Genomic DNA, 16,678 nt, shown 5'->3' on the forward strand with positions numbered 1-16,678 from the left:
GGCCGGGCGGTGAGCACCCAGCTCGGGCCCGTTCCCGTCCTCCTCTGGCGGACGGCCGAGCGTTTCCGTGACCGGCCGCCTCGTCGTTTTCAGAGCGTGAAGAACGCCGCCACCAGCAGCGCAACCCCGGCGAGACCGATGCCCCACGCCGTCCGCCGCATACGCAGGCCCCCCGCCACTACGAGGGAAGCCAGCAGCAGCGCGCCGCCCAGCGGCACCCACGCGTACAGGATTCCGCCGGGACCCGTACGCACCGCGCGCTCCGTGTCCGGCTCCACCGTGACCTCGACCCGCTGGCCCTTCTCCGGTGCCGCCGTCTCCGCGAGCACGACCTTCGCCCGGCGCTGCCCGTCCCCGCCCGTCGGTACGTAGGGACCCCAGCAGCGGTCGTCGTCGCATCCCGCGACCGTCATCGTGCCGCGCTCCTTGGCCTGCACGAGCATCGCGTACTGCGCCGTGTTCCACGACGTCCATGCGCCGGCCACCAGCAGCAGCAGCGCGAGCAGCGCCATCAGCGTGTTCTTCAGCACGAGCAGCAACCCGAAGGCGCTCTCGCCCGCCCGCCGGGTACGGCTGCGCTTCTTGGTCCCTGTCGTACCTGTCCTGGACATGGCGGTGATCCTTGGCCATGCGAGTACGCGCGGTCAACTCGATCAGAACGGTTCGTCAGACGTCGTCCCGAGCTGTCCCGCTCAGGAGTTGTAGGCGGATTGCGCCCGTTCCAACCCCTCTGTGACCAGCGCTTCCACCGCGTCCGCCGCGCGGTCCACGAAGTAGTCCAGCTCCTTGCGCTCCGCCGACGAGAAGTCCTTCAGGACGAAGTCCGCGACCTGCATCCGCCCCGGCGGCCGCCCGATGCCGAACCGCACGCGGTGGTACTCCGCGCCCATCGACTTCGTCATCGACTTCAGGCCGTTGTGCCCGTTGTCGCCGCCGCCCAGCTTCAGCCGCAGCGCCCCGTAGTCGATGTCCAGCTCGTCGTGGATCGCCACGATCTGCTCCACCGGGACCTTGTAGAAGTCCCGCAGCGCCGTGACCGGGCCGCCCGACAGGTTCATGTACGACGACGGCTTCGCCACCACGACCCGGCGGCTCATCGGCCCCGGCGGACCGATCCGGCCCTCGACCACCTGCGCCCGCGCCTTGTGCGCCTTGAACCGGCCACCCATCCGCTCCGCCAGCAGATCGGCCACCATGAATCCCACGTTGTGCCGGTTGCCGGCGTACTCGGGGCCCGGATTCCCCAGACCCACCACCAGCCACGGCCCCGCCGTGCCCTCACTCACAGCTGCACTCCTGTACGTAAGAAAAACCGCCGCCCCGCTCGCAACGAACGGGACGGCGGCGGAAGAACCGGTGACGGCGACCGTCGGAACGGACGGCCGTCAGAGGCGGTCCGAGGCTCAGGCCTCGGCGCCCTCCTCGGCCTCGCCCTCGCCCTCGGCGGGGGCCTCGGCCTGCGCGGCCACGACCTGCAGCACGATGGCGTCGTCCTCGACGTCCAGGGAGACGCCCTTGGGCAGCTTGATGTCCTTCGCCAGGACCGACTGGCCGGCGTCCAGACCCGAGATGTCGGCGGTGACCGACTCGGGGATGTGGGTCGCCTCGGCCTGGACCGGCAGGGTGTTCAGGACGTGCTCGAGCAGGTTGCCGCCCGGGGCCAGCTCGCCCTCGGTGTGGATCGACAGCTCGACGTTGACCTTCTCGCCACGGCGGACCAGCAGCAGGTCGACGTGGTTGATGATGCCCATGCGGAGCGTGGCACGCTGCACGTCCTTGGGGATCACCAGCTCCTGCTTGCCGTCGACGTCCAGGCTGATCAGGACGTTCGAGTTCTTCAGGGCCATCAGCGTGTCGTGGTGCGGCAGGGCCACGTGGCGCGGCTCGGAACCGTGACCGTAAATAACGGCGGGAACCTTGTCCTCACGACGCAGACGACGGGCGCTGCCCTTGCCGAACTCGGTACGCAGCTCGGCGGAAATCTTCACCTCGGCCATGGTGCACTCCTCGTAGTACTTTTTCGGATCTGACGACCGTCACCCGGCCCACGACAGACCTGCTACGAAGAGCGCGTCGATAACGGAGCCCCGTACGTATGAGTACGGCCTCCCTCGCCGAGCAACTCGATGAGTCTACCCGGCGGGGAGGCCGCCCAGGAAATTGATCTCTAGCGCCTTCCGGCGCGGGTGATCTGCGGGAGCTCCGCGTGGAAGCCCCGGTTAAACCGGAAATCAGCTCACTGCTCCTCGAAGAGGCTGGTCACCGAGCCGTCCTCGAAGACCTCCTGGATCGCCCGCGCGATCGTCGGCGCCATCGACAGCACCGTGATCTTGTCGAGCTCCAGCTCACCCGGCGTCGGCAGGGTGTTGGTGAACACGAACTCGCTCACCTTGGAGTTCTTCAGGCGGTCGGCGGCCGGGCCGGACAGGATGCCGTGCGTCGCCGTGACGATGACGTCGGCCGCGCCGTTCGCGAACAGGGCGTCGGCGGCCGCGCAGATCGTGCCGCCGGTGTCCACCATGTCGTCGACCAGGACGCACACGCGGTCCTTCACGTCACCCACGACCTCGTGGACCGTGACCTGGTTCGCCACGTCCTTGTCGCGCCGCTTGTGCACGATCGCCAGCGGGGCGTCCAGCCGGTCGCACCAGCGGTCGGCCACCCGCACGCGGCCGGCGTCGGGGGAGACCACCGTCAGCTTGTTCCGGTCGACCTTGGCGCCCACGTAGTCCGCCAGCACCGGCAGCGCGAACAGGTGGTCCACCGGGCCGTCGAAGAAGCCCTGGATCTGGTCGGTGTGCAGGTCCACCGTGACGATGCGGTCCGCACCCGCCGTCTTCAGCAGATCCGCCACCAGGCGGGCCGAGATGGGCTCGCGGCCGCGGTGCTTCTTGTCCTGACGGGCGTAACCGTACGACGGGATGACCACCGTGATGCTCCGCGCGGAAGCGCGCTTCAGAGCATCGATCATGATCAGCTGTTCCATGATCCACTTGTTGATCGGAGCCGTGTGGCTCTGAATCAAAAAGCAGTCCGCGCCACGCGCCGACTCCTGGTAGCGGACGTAGATCTCACCGTTCGCGAAGTCGAACGCCTTCGTCGGGACCAGGCCGACACCCAGCTGGTGAGCAACCTCCTCCGCCAGCTCGGGGTGGGCGCGGCCGGAGAAGAGCATCAGCTTCTTCTCGCCGGTCGTCTTGATCCCGGTCACAGCAAATCTCCTTGCCAAGCTGTCAAACATGAGGGCGCGGGGGGTGCGCCGTCCACGTTGCGTGCGCTTATCACGGTACGCCCCGCACGGCGCACCCGTTGCCCGGTCACTGCTCGTCCTTGCTCTCCTGGCGAGCAGCCGAAGCGGCCTGCGCGGCGGCGCTTCCCGGTCGCTTGCGAGCGACCCAGCCCTCGATATTCCGCTGCTGTCCACGCGCGACAGCCAGCGAACCCGGGGGCACATCCTTGGTGATCACGGAGCCCGCCGCGGTGTACGCACCGTCCCCGATCGTGACAGGAGCCACAAACATGTTGTCCGACCCCGTCTTGCAGTGAGATCCCACTGTCGTGTGGTGCTTCGCCTCACCGTCGTAGTTCACGAAGACGCTCGCCGCACCGATGTTGGTGTACTCACCAATGGTCGCATCCCCCACATAGGACAGATGCGGCACCTTCGTGCCCTCGCCGATCTTCGAGTTCTTCATCTCGACGTACGTGCCGGCCTTCGCCTTCGGCCCCAGCTCCGTACCCGGCCGCAGATACGCGTACGGGCCCACGCTCGCCCCCGGGCCGACCTTCACCCCGTCCGCCACCGTGAACGACACCACCGCGCCCTCGCCGACCGTCGTGTCCGACAGCCGCGACTGCGGGCCCACCTCGGCGAACGCGCCGACATGCGTCGCACCCAGCAGCTGCGTACCGGGGTGCACCACCGCGTCCGGCTCGAACGTCACCGCAGCGTCCAGCCACGTCGTCGCCGGGTCCACGACCGTCACACCGCTGAGCATCGCCGCTTCCAGCAGCCGGTCGTTCAGCAGCCGGCGCGCCTCCGCCAGCTGCACGCGGTTGTTGATGCCCAGGATCTCCCGGTGATCGTCCGCGACCGCCGCACCCACCCGGTGCCCGGCCTCCCGAACGATCCCCAGCACGTCGGTGAGGTACTCCTCGCCCTGGCTGTTGTCCGTCCGCACCTTGCCCAGCGCGTCGATCAGCAGCCGCGCGTCGAACGCGAACACGCCGGAGTTGATCTCCCGGATCGCGCGCTGCGCGTCGGTGGCGTCCTTGTGCTCCACGATCGCGGTGACCGCGCCGGTGGCCTCGTCCCGCACGATCCGTCCGTACCCGGTCGCGTCCGGCACCTCCGCGGACAGCACCGTGACGGCGTTGCCGTCGGCGGCGTGCGTCTCGGACAGTGCCTTGAGGGTCGCGCCGGTGAGCAGCGGGGTGTCGCCGCACACGACGACCACGGTGCCGTCCAGCTCCACACCCGGTGCGCCGGCCTCGCCGGAACCGCCGGAGGTCAGCTCCTCCAGCCCCATCCGGACGGCGTGCCCGGTGCCGTTCTGCTCGTGCTGCACCGCCGTGCGAACGCCCGCGTCGATCTCGGCGAGATGCGCGGTGACCTGTTCGCGGGCGTGGCCCACGACCACGACGAGGTGCTCGGGGTCGAGCTCACGGGAGGCGGAGACGACGTGGCCGACGAGGGAGCGGCCGCAGATCGCGTGCAGGACCTTCGGGGTCGCCGACTTCATGCGGGTGCCCTCACCCGCTGCGAGAACGACGACGGCGGCCGGGCGGTTGGCGCTCACGGGGATGCCCTTCGGCTTCTTGGCTACTTCGGGTGGTGGACACCCGAAGGATACCGGTGCGTATTGCAGCCGAAACGCGGACGGGTCCCGACGTGTCCGTCGGGACCCGAACCGAGCAGTGTTGTTCCCTGCTCCCCTGCCAGGACTCGAACCCGGACATAGGGCACCAAAAGCCCCAGTGCTGCCAATTACACCACAGGGGATAGCAACCAAGATCAAACCAGACATCGTTCCGGCTGATCCCGTTCAGCACCCAACACTATGCCGTACCACCCGCCTTCCACGCGACGGTATGGGTCGGCGCCCTGTCCCACCCGTACCACGGGACGCCGGCGGTAGTCGGCGTCCACGTTCCCGGGGGCGCGGGAAAGCCGCAGGTATCGGTCCGTAACGGACGGGTCGCAGGGTGGTGGCCGTGGCCGGAAAACGGTGGCGGGCGCCCGTAGGGTGGGCGGTATGACCACGACGGGGGTAAGGGACGCCGGGGGCGTCAGGGGTGCGCCGCACAGCGGGCCGTGGTGGTGGGAACGCCGCCGCGGCGCCGTGCTGGACGTGTTCCTGGCGGTCGCCTCGACGGTGGAGTGCGTCTTCGAGGGGGTGCAGTTCGCCGAGGAGTCCCGGCTGCCGATGGCGGCGGGAATCGTGCTCGGACTGCTGGTCGGCCCGGTGCTGCTGGTGCGCCGCAAGTGGCCGATTGTCGTCGTACTGGTCTCGATCGCGGTGTCCCCGGCGGAGCTGGGCGGGCTGCTGACGGTCGTGGGCCTCTACACGCTGGCGGCGTCGGACGTGCCGCGGCGGTTCACGGTGCTGCTGGCGGGAATGTCCGTCGTCGGCACGCTGATCATCACGAGCCTCAACATGGCGCAGGACGTGGCGTCGCAGGAGGACTTCGACCCGCCGTGGTGGTTCGTGCCGCTGTCGTCGGTGGCGCTGGGCCTGGTCCTGACGGCACCGCCGGTGCTGATGGGGCTGTACGTGGGGGCGCGGCGCCGGCTGGTGGAGAGCCTGCGGGAGCGCGCGGACGGCCTGGAGCGGGAGCTGATGCTGCTCGCGGAGCGCGCCGAGGAGCGCGCGGAGTGGGCGCGCAACGAGGAGCGGACGCGGATCGCGCGCGAGATGCACGACGTGGTGGCGCACCGGGTGAGCCTGATGGTGGTGCACGCGGCGGCGTTGCAGGCGGTGGCGCTGAAGGACCCCGAGAAGGCGTCGCGGAACGCGGGCCTGGTGGGGGACATGGGCCGGCAGGCGCTGACGGAACTGCGGGAAATGCTGGGGGTGCTGCGTACGGGGGAGGGCGCGGCGGCGTCGGCGCGGGTGTCGGACGAGCCGGAGCGCCTGGTGGCGGTGGCGTCCAAGGTGTCGCGGGTGCCGCAGACGCCGGAGCCCGCGGGACCGGCGGACGCCGGGGCCGGCGGGGCGGCCGCGGGCGGTGCGCCGGGTGCGGTGCGGGCGCGCGCCGAGGCGGGCCGCGCGGCGTCCGGGCCGGCGGAGAGCGAAGGGGAGGGGCCGTCGCTGGCGGAGGTGGCGGCGCTGGTGGACCAGTCGCGCGCCGCGGGCACGGTGGTGGAGCTGTCGGTGGACGGGGAGCCGGGGGCGTACGGGCCGGGGGTGGAGCAGACCGCGTTCCGTGTGGTGCAGGAGGCGCTGACGAACGTGCACAAGCACGCGCCGGGGGCGGCGGTGCGGGTGCGGCTGGCGCACCGCGAGGGGGAGGTCGCGGTGCAGGTGGAGAACGGTCCGTCGGCGCGCGGCGCGGCGGACGCCGGCCTGCCGAGCGGGGGCAACGGCCTGCTGGGGATGCGTGAGCGGGTGACCGGGCTGGGCGGGGTGTTCGTCTCGGGCCCGACGGACGCGGGCGGTTTCCGGGTGTCGGCGGTGCTCCCGGCGGGCGAGGCGCCGCAGCCGTAGCGAGAACGGGGCCGCCCAGCGGCGGCCCGTACGGCGTGGCGTTGGCCCCTCTCCCGGGGCCGGTCCAGGTGTCGCGGGGTCAGTCCGTGGCGACCGTCAGGCGGGTGGGGCGGCTGCCGAGGACGAGGGTGCCGAGGGCCTGGTCGAGGTCGTGGCCGAGGTACCAGTCGCCGGTGTGGTCGAGGCTGTAGACCCGGCCCTGTGCGTCGATGGCGAGGGTGGCCTGGCTGTCGGCCTCGCGGCCGAGGGGGGCGACCTGGGTGTCCAGCGCGCGGCCGAGGTCGCCCAGCGTGCGGGCGAGGTGGATGCCGTACAGCGGGTCGATCTCGAAGGGCGTGGGCGCGATGTGCCGGCCGGGGCCGGGCGCGCTGATGCGCAGGGTGCCGAATTCGGCCCAGGCCTCGACGGCGGCGGGGAAGACGGTGTGCCGGTGGCCGCCGGGCGAGGTGTGCTCGCGGAGGGCGTCGGCCCAGCGTTCGGCCTGCTTGATGTCCCAGCGGCCGGGCTGCCAGCCGGCTTCCTGCAGGGCGGCGTCGACGGCGACGGGGAAGCGCGTGGTGTCGCCGGCGGCGCGGTCGTACGCGGTGGTGGCGGGGGTGGAGGGGGTCATGGTGCGGTTCAGCTCCCTGCCGAGGCGAAGCCGACGGGCATGACGCCGAAGAAGGCGAGGAGCGCGTCGCAGGAGCGGCAGGGTGCCGCGTAGTGGCCGTGCTGGGGGTCGCCGTCCTCGCGGATGTGGCGGGCGGTGAGCTTGGAGTGCTTCAGGGAGCGGCGGGCCTCACCGTTGGTGAGGGGCTTTTTGGACTGCCGTTTGGAGCGGTTGGCCTCGACGGCGGTGAGGTGCCGGGAGAGCAGGACGGCTTCGGGACAGCGGCCGGTGAAGCGCTCGCGCTGAGCGGTGCTGAGGGTGTCGAGGAAGTCCTGGACGAGCGGGTGGAGCGTGGGCGGCTGTTCGGACTTGCTCGCGGTGCAGGTGAGGGTCTCGCCGCGGACGGACAGGGCGGCGGCGACGGTGGGGAGGATGCCGTCGCGGCGGTGCCGGAGTATGGGCGGTCCGTCGTGGTCGGCGGTGCTGCTCCAGCCGATCCTGGGATCGCCGGCGGGGTGCGCCGGCGTCGGTGCGGTGTGCTCGTCCGCGGTCCGCTCTTTGGACTGTGCGGTGGACTGTGCGGTTGTGCTCATGCGGTGCTTTCCCTCCCTGCATCCCCCCGTCTGCGGGGGTCAGCCTGCCAAACGCGCTGGGTGTTGCGGAAGTCGGGCTTGCCGTGCGGGTGTCACTGGTCGGTGACAGTCCTTGTCACCGGTCCGTGACAGTCGGCCGGTCGGGGGTGTGCCAGTACGGGTGTACGGGCCTGCCGCGACCGGCCGACGGGCGCCCGTCGGCCGGTCGCCGCGGGTGGCCGGGGGCGGGGGCGGGGGTTGCCGTACCGCTTAGGCTGTGCGGCAGTAGCCAGTTCCAGCCAGGGGGCATCCGCCATGACGACAGGTCCATTCAGTGGGCTGGGGGTACCGCCCAGCCGCCAGGCTGGGGGACATGCCGCGCCACCGAACACGGCCTACGCCGGGCAGGTCGTGCACTTCCCGGACCCGGTGCGGGCGGCGCGCTTCCCGAGGGGCGTGCGGATGGACGGGAACGGGTTCCCGGACTTCTCGCCGTACGCGCGCGCTGCGGCGGAGATCGCCGAGCCGCCGGACGGTTTCGGGGTCGACGAGCTGCGGCTCACGGACTTCGTGTCGGCCAATGCCGCGCTGCACGCCGAGGGCCACGAGCTGTGGGAGGACGTGCCGTCGGTGGCGACGCCGCACGGCTGGACCTGGGACCACGTGGCGGGCACCCGGCGGCTCCAGCTGGTGCCGGTCGAGGTGAAGGCGCTGCTGCGGCACCACGGCGGACTGACGACGGCGGCGGTGGACCACGAGAAGCGCGGCACGCGGCCCCTTCAGGAGACGCGGCCCGCGCACTTCGGACTGCCGTACCGCGACGTGTCGGTGACCGAGGACGCGGTGCTGCAGGCCGAGGAGGCGCTGGGGTACCGCCTGCCGGGCGCGTACCGGGCGTTCCTGAAGGCGGCGGGCGGGTGCGCGCCCGTGGGCGCCGCGCTCGACCCGGAGCTGGGACTGCTGGTGGACCAGCCGTTCTTCACGGTGCGGGACGACGCGGCCGTGAACGATCTGGTCTACGTGAACAAGTGCCTGCGGGACCACTTCACGAAGGACTATCTGGGCGTCGGGTTCGTCCAGGGCGGCGTGATCGCCGTGAAGGTGAAGGGGGACGCGGTCGGGTCGGTGTGGTTCTGCGCGTACGACGACGCGCGGGACCGGGACGGCTGGACGGTCCAGGAGCGGGTGGAGCGGCTGCTGTTGCCGTGCGGCGCGGACTTCGACGAGTTCCTGGAGCGCCTCGCGGGCAATCCGCCGGAGCTGGAGACCGTGGCGAACCTGATGGTGGACGGCGGCTTCGCGCACGCCGTTCCGGTGGAGGGGTGAGGCGCGATGGTGACGTTCGCGCAGGCGCAGGAGCGCGCGGAGCGCTGGGTCAACGGCGAGGTGCCGGCGTACCAGCAGCGTGAGGTGCGGGTACGGGAGTTCGACCTGGGCTTCGTGGCCTGGGCGGAGGACCGCGAGGGCGGCCCGGTCGGGGACGGCGGCCGGCAGCGGCTGGTGATCGCCCGGGACAGCGGTGAGACGACGCTGTGGCCGGGGCTGCCGGTGGGTGAGGTGATCCGCCGGTACGAGGAGGAGTACGGCGCGGTGCCGGACGCCGCGCCGGCGCCCGAGGTGCCGCCGCAGCGCATCGATCTGGAGCAGACGTCGTTCCTGCTGACGCCGCCGGAGTGGCTCCAGGAGGCGGCGGACGCGATCGGCATCCCGGACCGGCGGTCGGGCGCGGAGCCGGCGGGGACACAGCCGTCGGCGGCCCAGCCTGCCGCCGAGCCGGTTGCTGAGCCGTCGGCTGCTGAGTCGCCTGCTGCTGAGCCTTCGGCTGAGCCGGCTGCCGCTGAGGCGTCGTCGGCTGTGACGCCGCATGCCGAGCCGCCGGCTGCCGCTGCCGTGCCGCCGCCCGCTCAGCCGCCGGCCGCGCCTGTCGCGCCTCCGGCGCCTCCCGCGCCGCCTGTCGCGCCGGAGCCGCAGCCGGTGACGGCGGCGGAGCGGGGCCCGGAGGAGTCCGTCGCGCCGGCTTCCGGCGCGCCTGCCGCGCCTTCCTGGGAGGGCACGGACATCACCGCGGACGACGAGGCCGACGACCGGTCGGTGGGGCTGCCCGCGACGGTGTTCGCGCCGCAGCTGGACATGGAGGAGGGCGCGGCCGCGGAGTCGGACCGGCCCTCGGTGCGCCCGGACGCCAAGACCGAACTGCTGCCGGGCGGCAGCAACCTGCCGCGCACCGCGGTCGCGCCCGCCATCGAGGACCCGCACGCCGCGGCTCCCGGAGCCGGCCCGGTGCTCTCGGAGCTGCCGCCGCCGTCCGGCCCGCCCGTGACGCACCTGCCGCCGCCCCCCGGGGCGGCCCCGGCGCCGGGCCCGAGTGCGCCGCCGCCCGCCGCCCCCGATATGCCGCCGCCCGCTGCTCCTGGGACGCAGCACCCCGCCGCGCCCGGTGCGCCGCCGACCGCAGCCCCTGATGTGCCGTCACCTGCGGCTCCCGGTATGCCGCAGTCCGCTGCGCCCGGTACGCCGCCGCCTCCCGGTGTCCCCGGGGCCGGCCGGCCGTCGCCCGCCGAGATCGCGGACGAGGCGACCGACAAGGCCGAGATCACCCCGCACGACCCCGGTACGCCGTCGGCGCCGCCCGCCGGCCCGGCGGGCGGGTACGTGCCGACGCAGCTGGTGTCCCAGCTGGACCCGAATGCGGCGGGGCCCGCCGGCCCCCCGGACACGGCGGACGGCGCGCAGACGCCGCCTCCGGGCGCGCCCGGTGCCCCCGCAGGGCCCGGCGCCCCCGCTGTGCCTGCTGCCCCCGGCGCTCCGGGTGGGGGCGTGCACGCGGCCGCCACGATGCTGGCCGACGGCGCGTCACTGGGCGGCAACCCCGCGGCCGGCCGGGCCGGTGGCGGCACGCCGCCGCCTCCCTCGCCGCCCGGTACGCCCGGCGCGGCGGGTCCCGGTACGCCTCCGCCGCCGCCCCCGGCTCCCCACACGCCGCCGCCGGCCGTTCCGGCCGCTCCCGGCGCGCCCGGTGGGGGCGTGCACGCGGCGGCCACGATGCTGGCGAGCCCCGGTACGCCCCCGCCCGGCCCCGGTGCGCCGCCCGCAGGGCCCGGTGCGCCGCCGCCCGCGCCGCCCGTGGGACAGCACCCCGGTGCGCCCGCCGGGCCGGGCGCGTACGGCTATCCGCAGGCGCCGACCGGTCAGCCGACCGTCGGCCCCGGCTACATGGCCGTGCTGCGGTACCGCGCGCCCGACGGCTCCGAGCAGCAGATCATCCGGCGTTCGGCGCCCGGTACGCCGCATCCGGAGTGGCAGATCCTGCACGAGCTGCGCGGCCTGAACGTGCCGCCGCAGCAGGTGCTGGAGCTCCACACCGAGCTGGAGTCCTGCGACCTGCCGGGCGGTTACTGCGCCCGGATGATCCGCGAGACCTGGCCGCAGGTGCGGATCAGCCACACCGCCGCGTACGGCCACGACCACGCCTCGCGGCAGCAGGGCGTACGGCATCTGGTCGAGCACCAGGGCGAGCTGCACCAGGTGGCGGACGGCCCGGCCCGGCCGGCTCCGGTGCGGGTGCCGCTGCCGCACCCGTCGCAGATCCAGCCCGTGCCGCCGGCACCGCCGCAGGTGATCGGCCAGGAGCTCGAGCAGGCGTTCGGGCCGCAGGGGGTGTTCCGCTTCGACCAGCGGGCGGTCTCCCGGCAGGGCGTGCCCGACGTCGTGGCGCAGACCCTGGTGTGGGCCGGTGTGCCGGTCGATTTCGGCCCGTTCTTCTGGGGGCAGGCGCAGCCGGGCCGGCCGGTGCCGACGCTGGCCGAGCTGGCCCAGGAGCGCGGCGTGCAGCCGGCTCCGGATGCGGGCTCGTACCTGGTGATGGGCACGGACTTCGGCCGTCAGCTGTGCGTCCAGTACGGCACGGCGCACATCGTGGCGGTGCCGCTGGAGGCCGGCCCCGGCGGGCAGGCGGCGACGCCGCAGTTCGTGAACACCGGGCTGCCCGAGTTCGTGCGCTGTCTGGCGATGCTGGGCCGGATGTGGCGGCTGCGGTACGGGCTGAACCCGGAGCAGGCGGGCCGCTGGACCACGGACTTCCAGGTGCAGCTGGCGGCGCTGGACCCGGCGGCGCTCGGCTCGCCCGAGACCTGGTGGTCGGTCCTGCTGGAGCAGATGTGGGACGGCCTGCTGTAGGCGGTACGGCCCGGTCCCGCCGCGGGGGAGTGTCCCCCGTACGGCGGTGACGACGTGTCATACGTGGCGCTCGACCTGCGAGGCGGGTCGGGCGCCACGATCATGCCGGTATGGCCCCTCCGTCGCTGCCGCAGCCGAGCTCGTCGACGCTGTACCGCGGCGGGCGTGCGCGGCGCCGCCGTGAGCGGTCCTGGCCGCGGCGGATCGCGCTGCTGGTGACGGTGCTCGTGCTGCTGGCCCTCGCGCTGGCGGTCGCGCTGTTCTTCTGGGCGGGCGGACAGCTGCGCCAGATGGACGCAGTGAGCGGCTACTCGGGGCGGCCGTCCTCCGGCAAGGGCACGAACTGGCTGCTGGTCGGTTCCGACACTCGGCGCGATCTGTCCCCCCGGCAGCAGCAGGAGCTGCACGTGGGCCATGACGCGGGGCGCAACACCGATACGGTGATGCTGCTGCACTACGGGGACAGCGGGCCGTATCTGGTGAGCCTGCCGCGGGACAGCTATGTCACGGTCCCCGGGCACGGCAAGAACAAGATCAACGCGGCGTACGGGATCGGCGGCGCGAAGCTGCTCTCGCGCACCGTCGAACAGGCCACGGGCCTGCGCGTCGACCACTACGCCGAGGTCGACTTCCTCGGCCTGGTCCGGGTCGTGGACGCGCTCGGCGGGGTCCGGCTGTGCCTCGACGCGCCGTTGAAGGACGAGAAGTCGGGCGCGGACTTCCCGGCGGGCTGCTCGCACATGAACGGCGTGCAGGCGCTGGCGTACGTACGGGCCCGTTACAGCGATCCACGGGGCGATCTGGGACGCGTGCAGCGGCAGCGGGCACTGATCAGCGCGGTGTCGGCGCGGATGCTCGGCCCCGGAGTGCTGCTGAACCCCTTCCGGGTGGTGCCGGCGCTCGACGCGGCACTGGCGGCGCTGCGGGTGGACGACCGTACGGGCGTGGTGGACCTGACGCAGATGGGACTGTCGATGAAACAGGTGGCGGACGGCTCGGGGAAGGCCGTGACGGTGCCGGTGACCGGCCCCGGCGAGCAGATCGCGGGCGCGGGGGACGTGCTCGTGTGGGACGAGGAGAGGGCCCGGCGGCTCTTCCGTGCCGTGCGCGCCGACGAGCCGATTCCGACTTCTGCCGAAAAGTGACGCATCCTTGGGCAGGGATAGGTGCGGAGTGTCGCGTTATGGGTGCTTCGGACGGATCAACAAAGATGTGCGCCGGACCACGTCACTGTCGGAGAGGGGCTTTGAGGGATGAGTGCATCGGTGTCGCCTCACGGGTTCGAGGTCGTACGAGGGCGTGGCTACCGTCCGGAGGACGTGGACCGCAGGGTCGAAGGGCTCTCGGTGGACCGCGACTCCTGCTGGGAGCGGGCGGCCCGCCTCACCGTGCTGGCCAACGAGATGACCGCGGAGCTGGAGCGGCTGCGCGAGTACCTCGCCCAGATGCCGCCCCAGACCTACGAATCCCTGAGTGAGCAGGCGCGGCTGATCCTGACCACGACGGAGTCCGAGGCGGAGCGGCTGCGCACCGAGGCGGCGTCGACCGCCGAGCGGCTGCGGGACGAGGCGGCGGAGTACGCGCGGGAGCAGGGCGACGCCGCCGACACCTACGCGCTCGAACTGCACCGGGACACCGAGGACGCCGCGGTGCGCGCCGTGGAGGCGGCCGAGGCCGAGGCCGCTGCGGCGGTCGCGGCGGCCACCGACGAGGCCGAGGAGGTGCGCCAGGAGGCCCAGGAGGCGCTGCGCGAGATGCGCCGGCGCACCGCCGAGGTGCTGGAGGACCAGGAGAAGAGCCTGGCCGACAAGTGGGCGGCGGCCGAGCAGCAGCTGGCCGAGCAGGACGCGGCCATGGATCAGCGGGTCGCCGTCCTGGAGGAGCGCGGCGAGTCGCGCATCGTGGAGGTGCAGCGCTACTACGCCAAGATGGAGGAGACCGCGCGCGAGATCGACGAGGAGGCCGCGGCCCGCAGCGCCGATCTGATCGCGCGGGCCGAGGCCGAGGCCGCCCGCGTCGAACGCGCCACGGAGCGGACGCTGCGCGAGCACGAGGAACGCCGTGAGGAGCTCCGCTCCCACATGGCCCACGTACGCAGCAGCCTGGCCACCCTCATGGGCAAGGATCCGGACGCGGCCGAGCCGGAGCCGGACGCCGGCGGCACGGCGGACGCACAGGATTCCGGCCATGTGTACGACGTGACGGCGGACAGCCCCGAGGCCGTGCGCGAGCACACCGAAGAGACCCCGGCCGCGCAGCACGACACGGCCGAGGACGCCGGCCAAGAGGCGGCGCGAGAAGCTTCGTACGGTGCGGAGGCCGCGTACGACGCGGAGGCCGCTCACGGCGCGGAGACCTCGTACGGCGCGGCGTCGTACGAAGAGGGGCCCGCGCACGAGTCGTACGAGGAGGCCCCCGCGTACGAGGCCCCCGTGTACGAAGAGGCGCCCGCGTACGAGGGCAGCGCGGAGGCCGCCCCCGAGGCGGCCGCCGTCTCCGCCCCCGAGGAGGCGCCCGCCAAGCGTGGCGTGGACCCGGACGAGGAGGACACGCTCGAAACCGAGCTGCCGCGCACGGAGGGCTGAGGCCGCTGCCCCCGGAGCCGGCGGTCCGTCAGCTCTTCTTGGCGGGCGCGGCCTCCGCACCGTCCCGTACGTCCGTGTCGCGCACGTCTCCGTCCCGTGCGTCCGCGTGCACGGGGAAGCGGCGCGGTGCGAAGAGCAGCGCGACCAGCGCCAGGAGTCCGGCGACCGCCGCGCCGTAGTAGACGTGCTCGACGGTGACGTCCACGGCGCGGCGCAGGTAGTCGGCGGCGCGGTCGGTGAGCGCGCCGGCGTGTTCCAGGGCGCGGGACACCGCGTCCAGGCCGTCCGGCAGCCCGGCGCGGAGGTCGGCGGGCGCGTCCGCGAGCCGCCCGGCGAGGGTGGCGTTGGCGACGGCCCCGAAGAGCGCGGCCCCGACGGACTGGCCGACCTGGCGGCAGAAGAGGATCGAGGCGGTGGCCGTGCCCCGTTCGGCGTACCCGACGGAGGACTGCACGCCGATGATCAGCGGCAGCTGGAAGAGGCCGAGGGTGGCGCCCAGCGCGAGCGACAGCAGCGCAGGCTGCCAGGCCGCGCCCGGGTAGGGCAGCTGCGGGAAGGCCAGCAGGACGAGCGTGCTCGCGGCCATGCCGATGAGCGCGCAGGTGCGGATGCCGAGGCGGTTGTAGACGTGGCTGCTGAGCGCGGCGGCTATCGGCCAGCTCATGGTCATGGTGGACAGCACGAAGCCGGCCGCGATCGGGCCGAGGCCCAGTACCGCCTGCGCGTAGGTGGGCAGGAAGACGGTCGGGGCGACCATCAGCAGGCCGAGAGCGCCGAGCGCGAGGTTGACGGTGGAGATGGTGCGGCGGCGCCAGACCCAGCCGGGGATGATCGGCTCGGCGGCGCGGCGTTCGATGAGCACGGTGGCGGCCGCGCACAGGGCGCTGCCGCCCAGCAGGAGCAGCGAGGGCGTGGAGAACCAGGGCCAGGCGACGCCGCCCTGGACGAGCGCGGTCAGCAGCAGCCCGCCGCAGGCGAAGATGGCCAGCGCGCCGGGCCAGTCGATGACCGGGCGGGTCGTCCGCGTACGGCGCGCGGGGTCCTCGAAGAAGTGGCGCAGGACGAGCCAGAGGGCGAGCGCGCCGACCGGCAGGTTGACGAGGAAGATCCAGCGCCAGTCCGCGTACGCCGCGAGGAGGCCGCCGAGCGCGGGCCCGGCCACGGAGGAGGTGGCCCAGACGGTGGAGAGCTTCGCCTGTATGCGCGGCCGCTCCTTCATGGGGTACAGGTCGGCGGCGATGGTCTGCACGGTGCCCTGCAGCGCGCCGCCACCGAGGCCCTGCAGGACGCGGAAGGCGATCAGGGAGGCCATGTTCCAGGCACCCGCGCACAGCAGCGATCCGGCGAGGAAGATCACGATGCCGGTGACGAGGACGGGCTTGCGGCCGAAGGTGTCCGAGAGCTTGCCGTAGACGGGCAGGGTGACGGTGACGGCCAGCAGGTAGCCGGAGAAGAGCCAGGAGAAGACCGAGAAGCCGCCGAGGTCGCCGACGATCTGCGGGACGGCGGTGGCGATGATCGTGGAGTCCAGCGCGGCCAGCGCCATGCCGAGCATGAGGGCCGCGACGACGGGACCGCGGCGGGTGGTCGCGCCCCCGGGCCTGCGGGCCGCCTTCGTTGCCGATTCGGCCGTCCCCGCCGTCTCCGGTGCTGCCGCCGCGGTCCGCTCCGGGTCCGTACGTCCGCCGGCCCCGCTCGCCGTGCCGCCTCCACCGGTCCCGCCCACCGTGCCCCCTCCGCCGTATCCGTGTACGGGACACCATTCCACGCGGGCCCGGATTGCGGAACGGTGCTTCTCGTGCAACGAGACGGCCCGCGCATGCGACGAGACGGCCCGCGCACCGGAGCGGGCGACGGCGGAAAGGGGCGGGCCGGGGCGGACGGGTGCCGGCGGCCGGTACGACCGGTGGCTGTCGGCGGGCGGGCGTACCCTGGGAAACCCCGGCCCGCTCACCGCGCACCGGCTGCCGGCGTCACGTACGCCCCGTGCGTCGCGCCCAGCCCGCGGTAGGAAGCGGCCGGTCGTTCGCGTTGTCCGACTCCCTGGGA

At 73.2% G+C, this 16,678-nt stretch carries 13 protein-coding genes and 1 tRNA gene; 5 read left to right on the forward strand and 9 right to left on the reverse strand.

Annotated elements, in window-relative coordinates:
* Positions 1 to 89 precede the first annotated feature (89 nt).
* From ABZ840_RS36165 to ABZ840_RS36190, 6 genes are all read right to left on the reverse strand, one after another.
* On the reverse strand, positions 90 to 611 hold the full coding sequence (locus ABZ840_RS36165; RefSeq protein WP_361567821.1) for a hypothetical protein: 522 nt from the start codon (positions 609 to 611) through the stop codon (positions 90 to 92).
* Positions 612 to 692: 81 nt separating this feature from the next.
* Positions 693 to 1,286, reverse strand: coding sequence for an aminoacyl-tRNA hydrolase (gene pth, locus ABZ840_RS36170; protein WP_361567823.1), 594 nt, complete (start codon positions 1,284 to 1,286; stop codon positions 693 to 695).
* A gap of 117 nt (positions 1,287 to 1,403) precedes the next feature.
* On the reverse strand, positions 1,404 to 1,997 hold the full coding sequence (locus ABZ840_RS36175) for a 50S ribosomal protein L25/general stress protein Ctc (RefSeq protein ID WP_361567826.1): 594 nt from the start codon (positions 1,995 to 1,997) through the stop codon (positions 1,404 to 1,406).
* Between the two features lie 239 nt (positions 1,998 to 2,236).
* Positions 2,237 to 3,211 carry a ribose-phosphate diphosphokinase gene (locus ABZ840_RS36180; protein WP_361567829.1) on the reverse strand — a complete coding sequence of 325 codons (975 nt, stop codon included), beginning with the start codon at positions 3,209 to 3,211 and terminating at the stop codon, positions 2,237 to 2,239.
* Positions 3,212 to 3,317: 106 nt separating this feature from the next.
* A complete protein-coding gene (gene glmU, locus ABZ840_RS36185; protein WP_361567831.1) occupies positions 3,318 to 4,799 on the reverse strand; it encodes a bifunctional UDP-N-acetylglucosamine diphosphorylase/glucosamine-1-phosphate N-acetyltransferase GlmU in 1,482 nt (493 codons plus the stop codon).
* A gap of 131 nt (positions 4,800 to 4,930) precedes the next feature.
* Positions 4,931 to 5,002: transfer RNA gene (locus ABZ840_RS36190), tRNA-Gln, on the reverse strand.
* A gap of 253 nt (positions 5,003 to 5,255) precedes the next feature.
* On the opposite strand from ABZ840_RS36190, the gene ABZ840_RS36195 reads away from it, so the two are divergent.
* The gene (locus ABZ840_RS36195) at positions 5,256 to 6,707 is read left to right on the forward strand and encodes a histidine kinase (protein ID WP_361567833.1); all 1,452 of its coding nucleotides are present in this window, start codon (positions 5,256 to 5,258) and stop codon (positions 6,705 to 6,707) included.
* A gap of 79 nt (positions 6,708 to 6,786) precedes the next feature.
* Here ABZ840_RS36195 and ABZ840_RS36200 read toward each other — a convergent pair whose 3' ends face one another.
* Complete coding sequence (locus ABZ840_RS36200) at positions 6,787 to 7,317, reverse strand: SUKH-3 domain-containing protein (RefSeq protein ID WP_361567836.1); 531 nt, start codon at positions 7,315 to 7,317, stop codon at positions 6,787 to 6,789.
* Positions 7,318 to 7,325: 8 nt separating this feature from the next.
* A complete protein-coding gene (locus tag ABZ840_RS36205) occupies positions 7,326 to 7,889 on the reverse strand; it encodes a YwqJ-related putative deaminase (protein WP_361567839.1) in 564 nt (187 codons plus the stop codon).
* 294 nt (positions 7,890 to 8,183) lie between these two features.
* Here ABZ840_RS36205 and ABZ840_RS36210 point away from each other — a divergent pair, with 294 nt between their 5' ends.
* The 4 genes from ABZ840_RS36210 (at position 8,184) to ABZ840_RS36225 (ending at position 14,629) form a co-directional block, all read left to right on the forward strand.
* Positions 8,184 to 9,194 (forward strand): SMI1/KNR4 family protein, encoded by a 1,011-nt coding sequence (locus ABZ840_RS36210; RefSeq protein ID WP_361567842.1) that lies wholly within the window; start codon positions 8,184 to 8,186, stop codon positions 9,192 to 9,194.
* 6 nt (positions 9,195 to 9,200) lie between these two features.
* The gene (locus tag ABZ840_RS36215; RefSeq protein ID WP_361567844.1) at positions 9,201 to 12,044 is read left to right on the forward strand and encodes an SUKH-4 family immunity protein; all 2,844 of its coding nucleotides are present in this window, start codon (positions 9,201 to 9,203) and stop codon (positions 12,042 to 12,044) included.
* Positions 12,045 to 12,253: 209 nt separating this feature from the next.
* Complete coding sequence (locus tag ABZ840_RS36220; RefSeq protein WP_361567906.1) at positions 12,254 to 13,189, forward strand: LCP family protein; 936 nt, start codon at positions 12,254 to 12,256, stop codon at positions 13,187 to 13,189.
* Positions 13,190 to 13,363: 174 nt separating this feature from the next.
* Positions 13,364 to 14,629 (forward strand): cellulose-binding protein, encoded by a 1,266-nt coding sequence (locus ABZ840_RS36225; protein WP_361567846.1) that lies wholly within the window; start codon positions 13,364 to 13,366, stop codon positions 14,627 to 14,629.
* Between the two features lie 28 nt (positions 14,630 to 14,657).
* On the opposite strand, the gene ABZ840_RS36230 is transcribed toward ABZ840_RS36225, so the two are convergent.
* On the reverse strand, positions 14,658 to 16,355 hold the full coding sequence (locus ABZ840_RS36230) for an MFS transporter (RefSeq protein ID WP_361567848.1): 1,698 nt from the start codon (positions 16,353 to 16,355) through the stop codon (positions 14,658 to 14,660).
* Positions 16,356 to 16,678 lie beyond the last annotated feature (323 nt).

Origin of the sequence: Streptomyces sp. NPDC047117, from assembly GCF_040643545.1 — a bacterium.
In the GTDB taxonomy this organism is placed as follows: domain Bacteria; phylum Actinomycetota; class Actinomycetes; order Streptomycetales; family Streptomycetaceae; genus Streptomyces.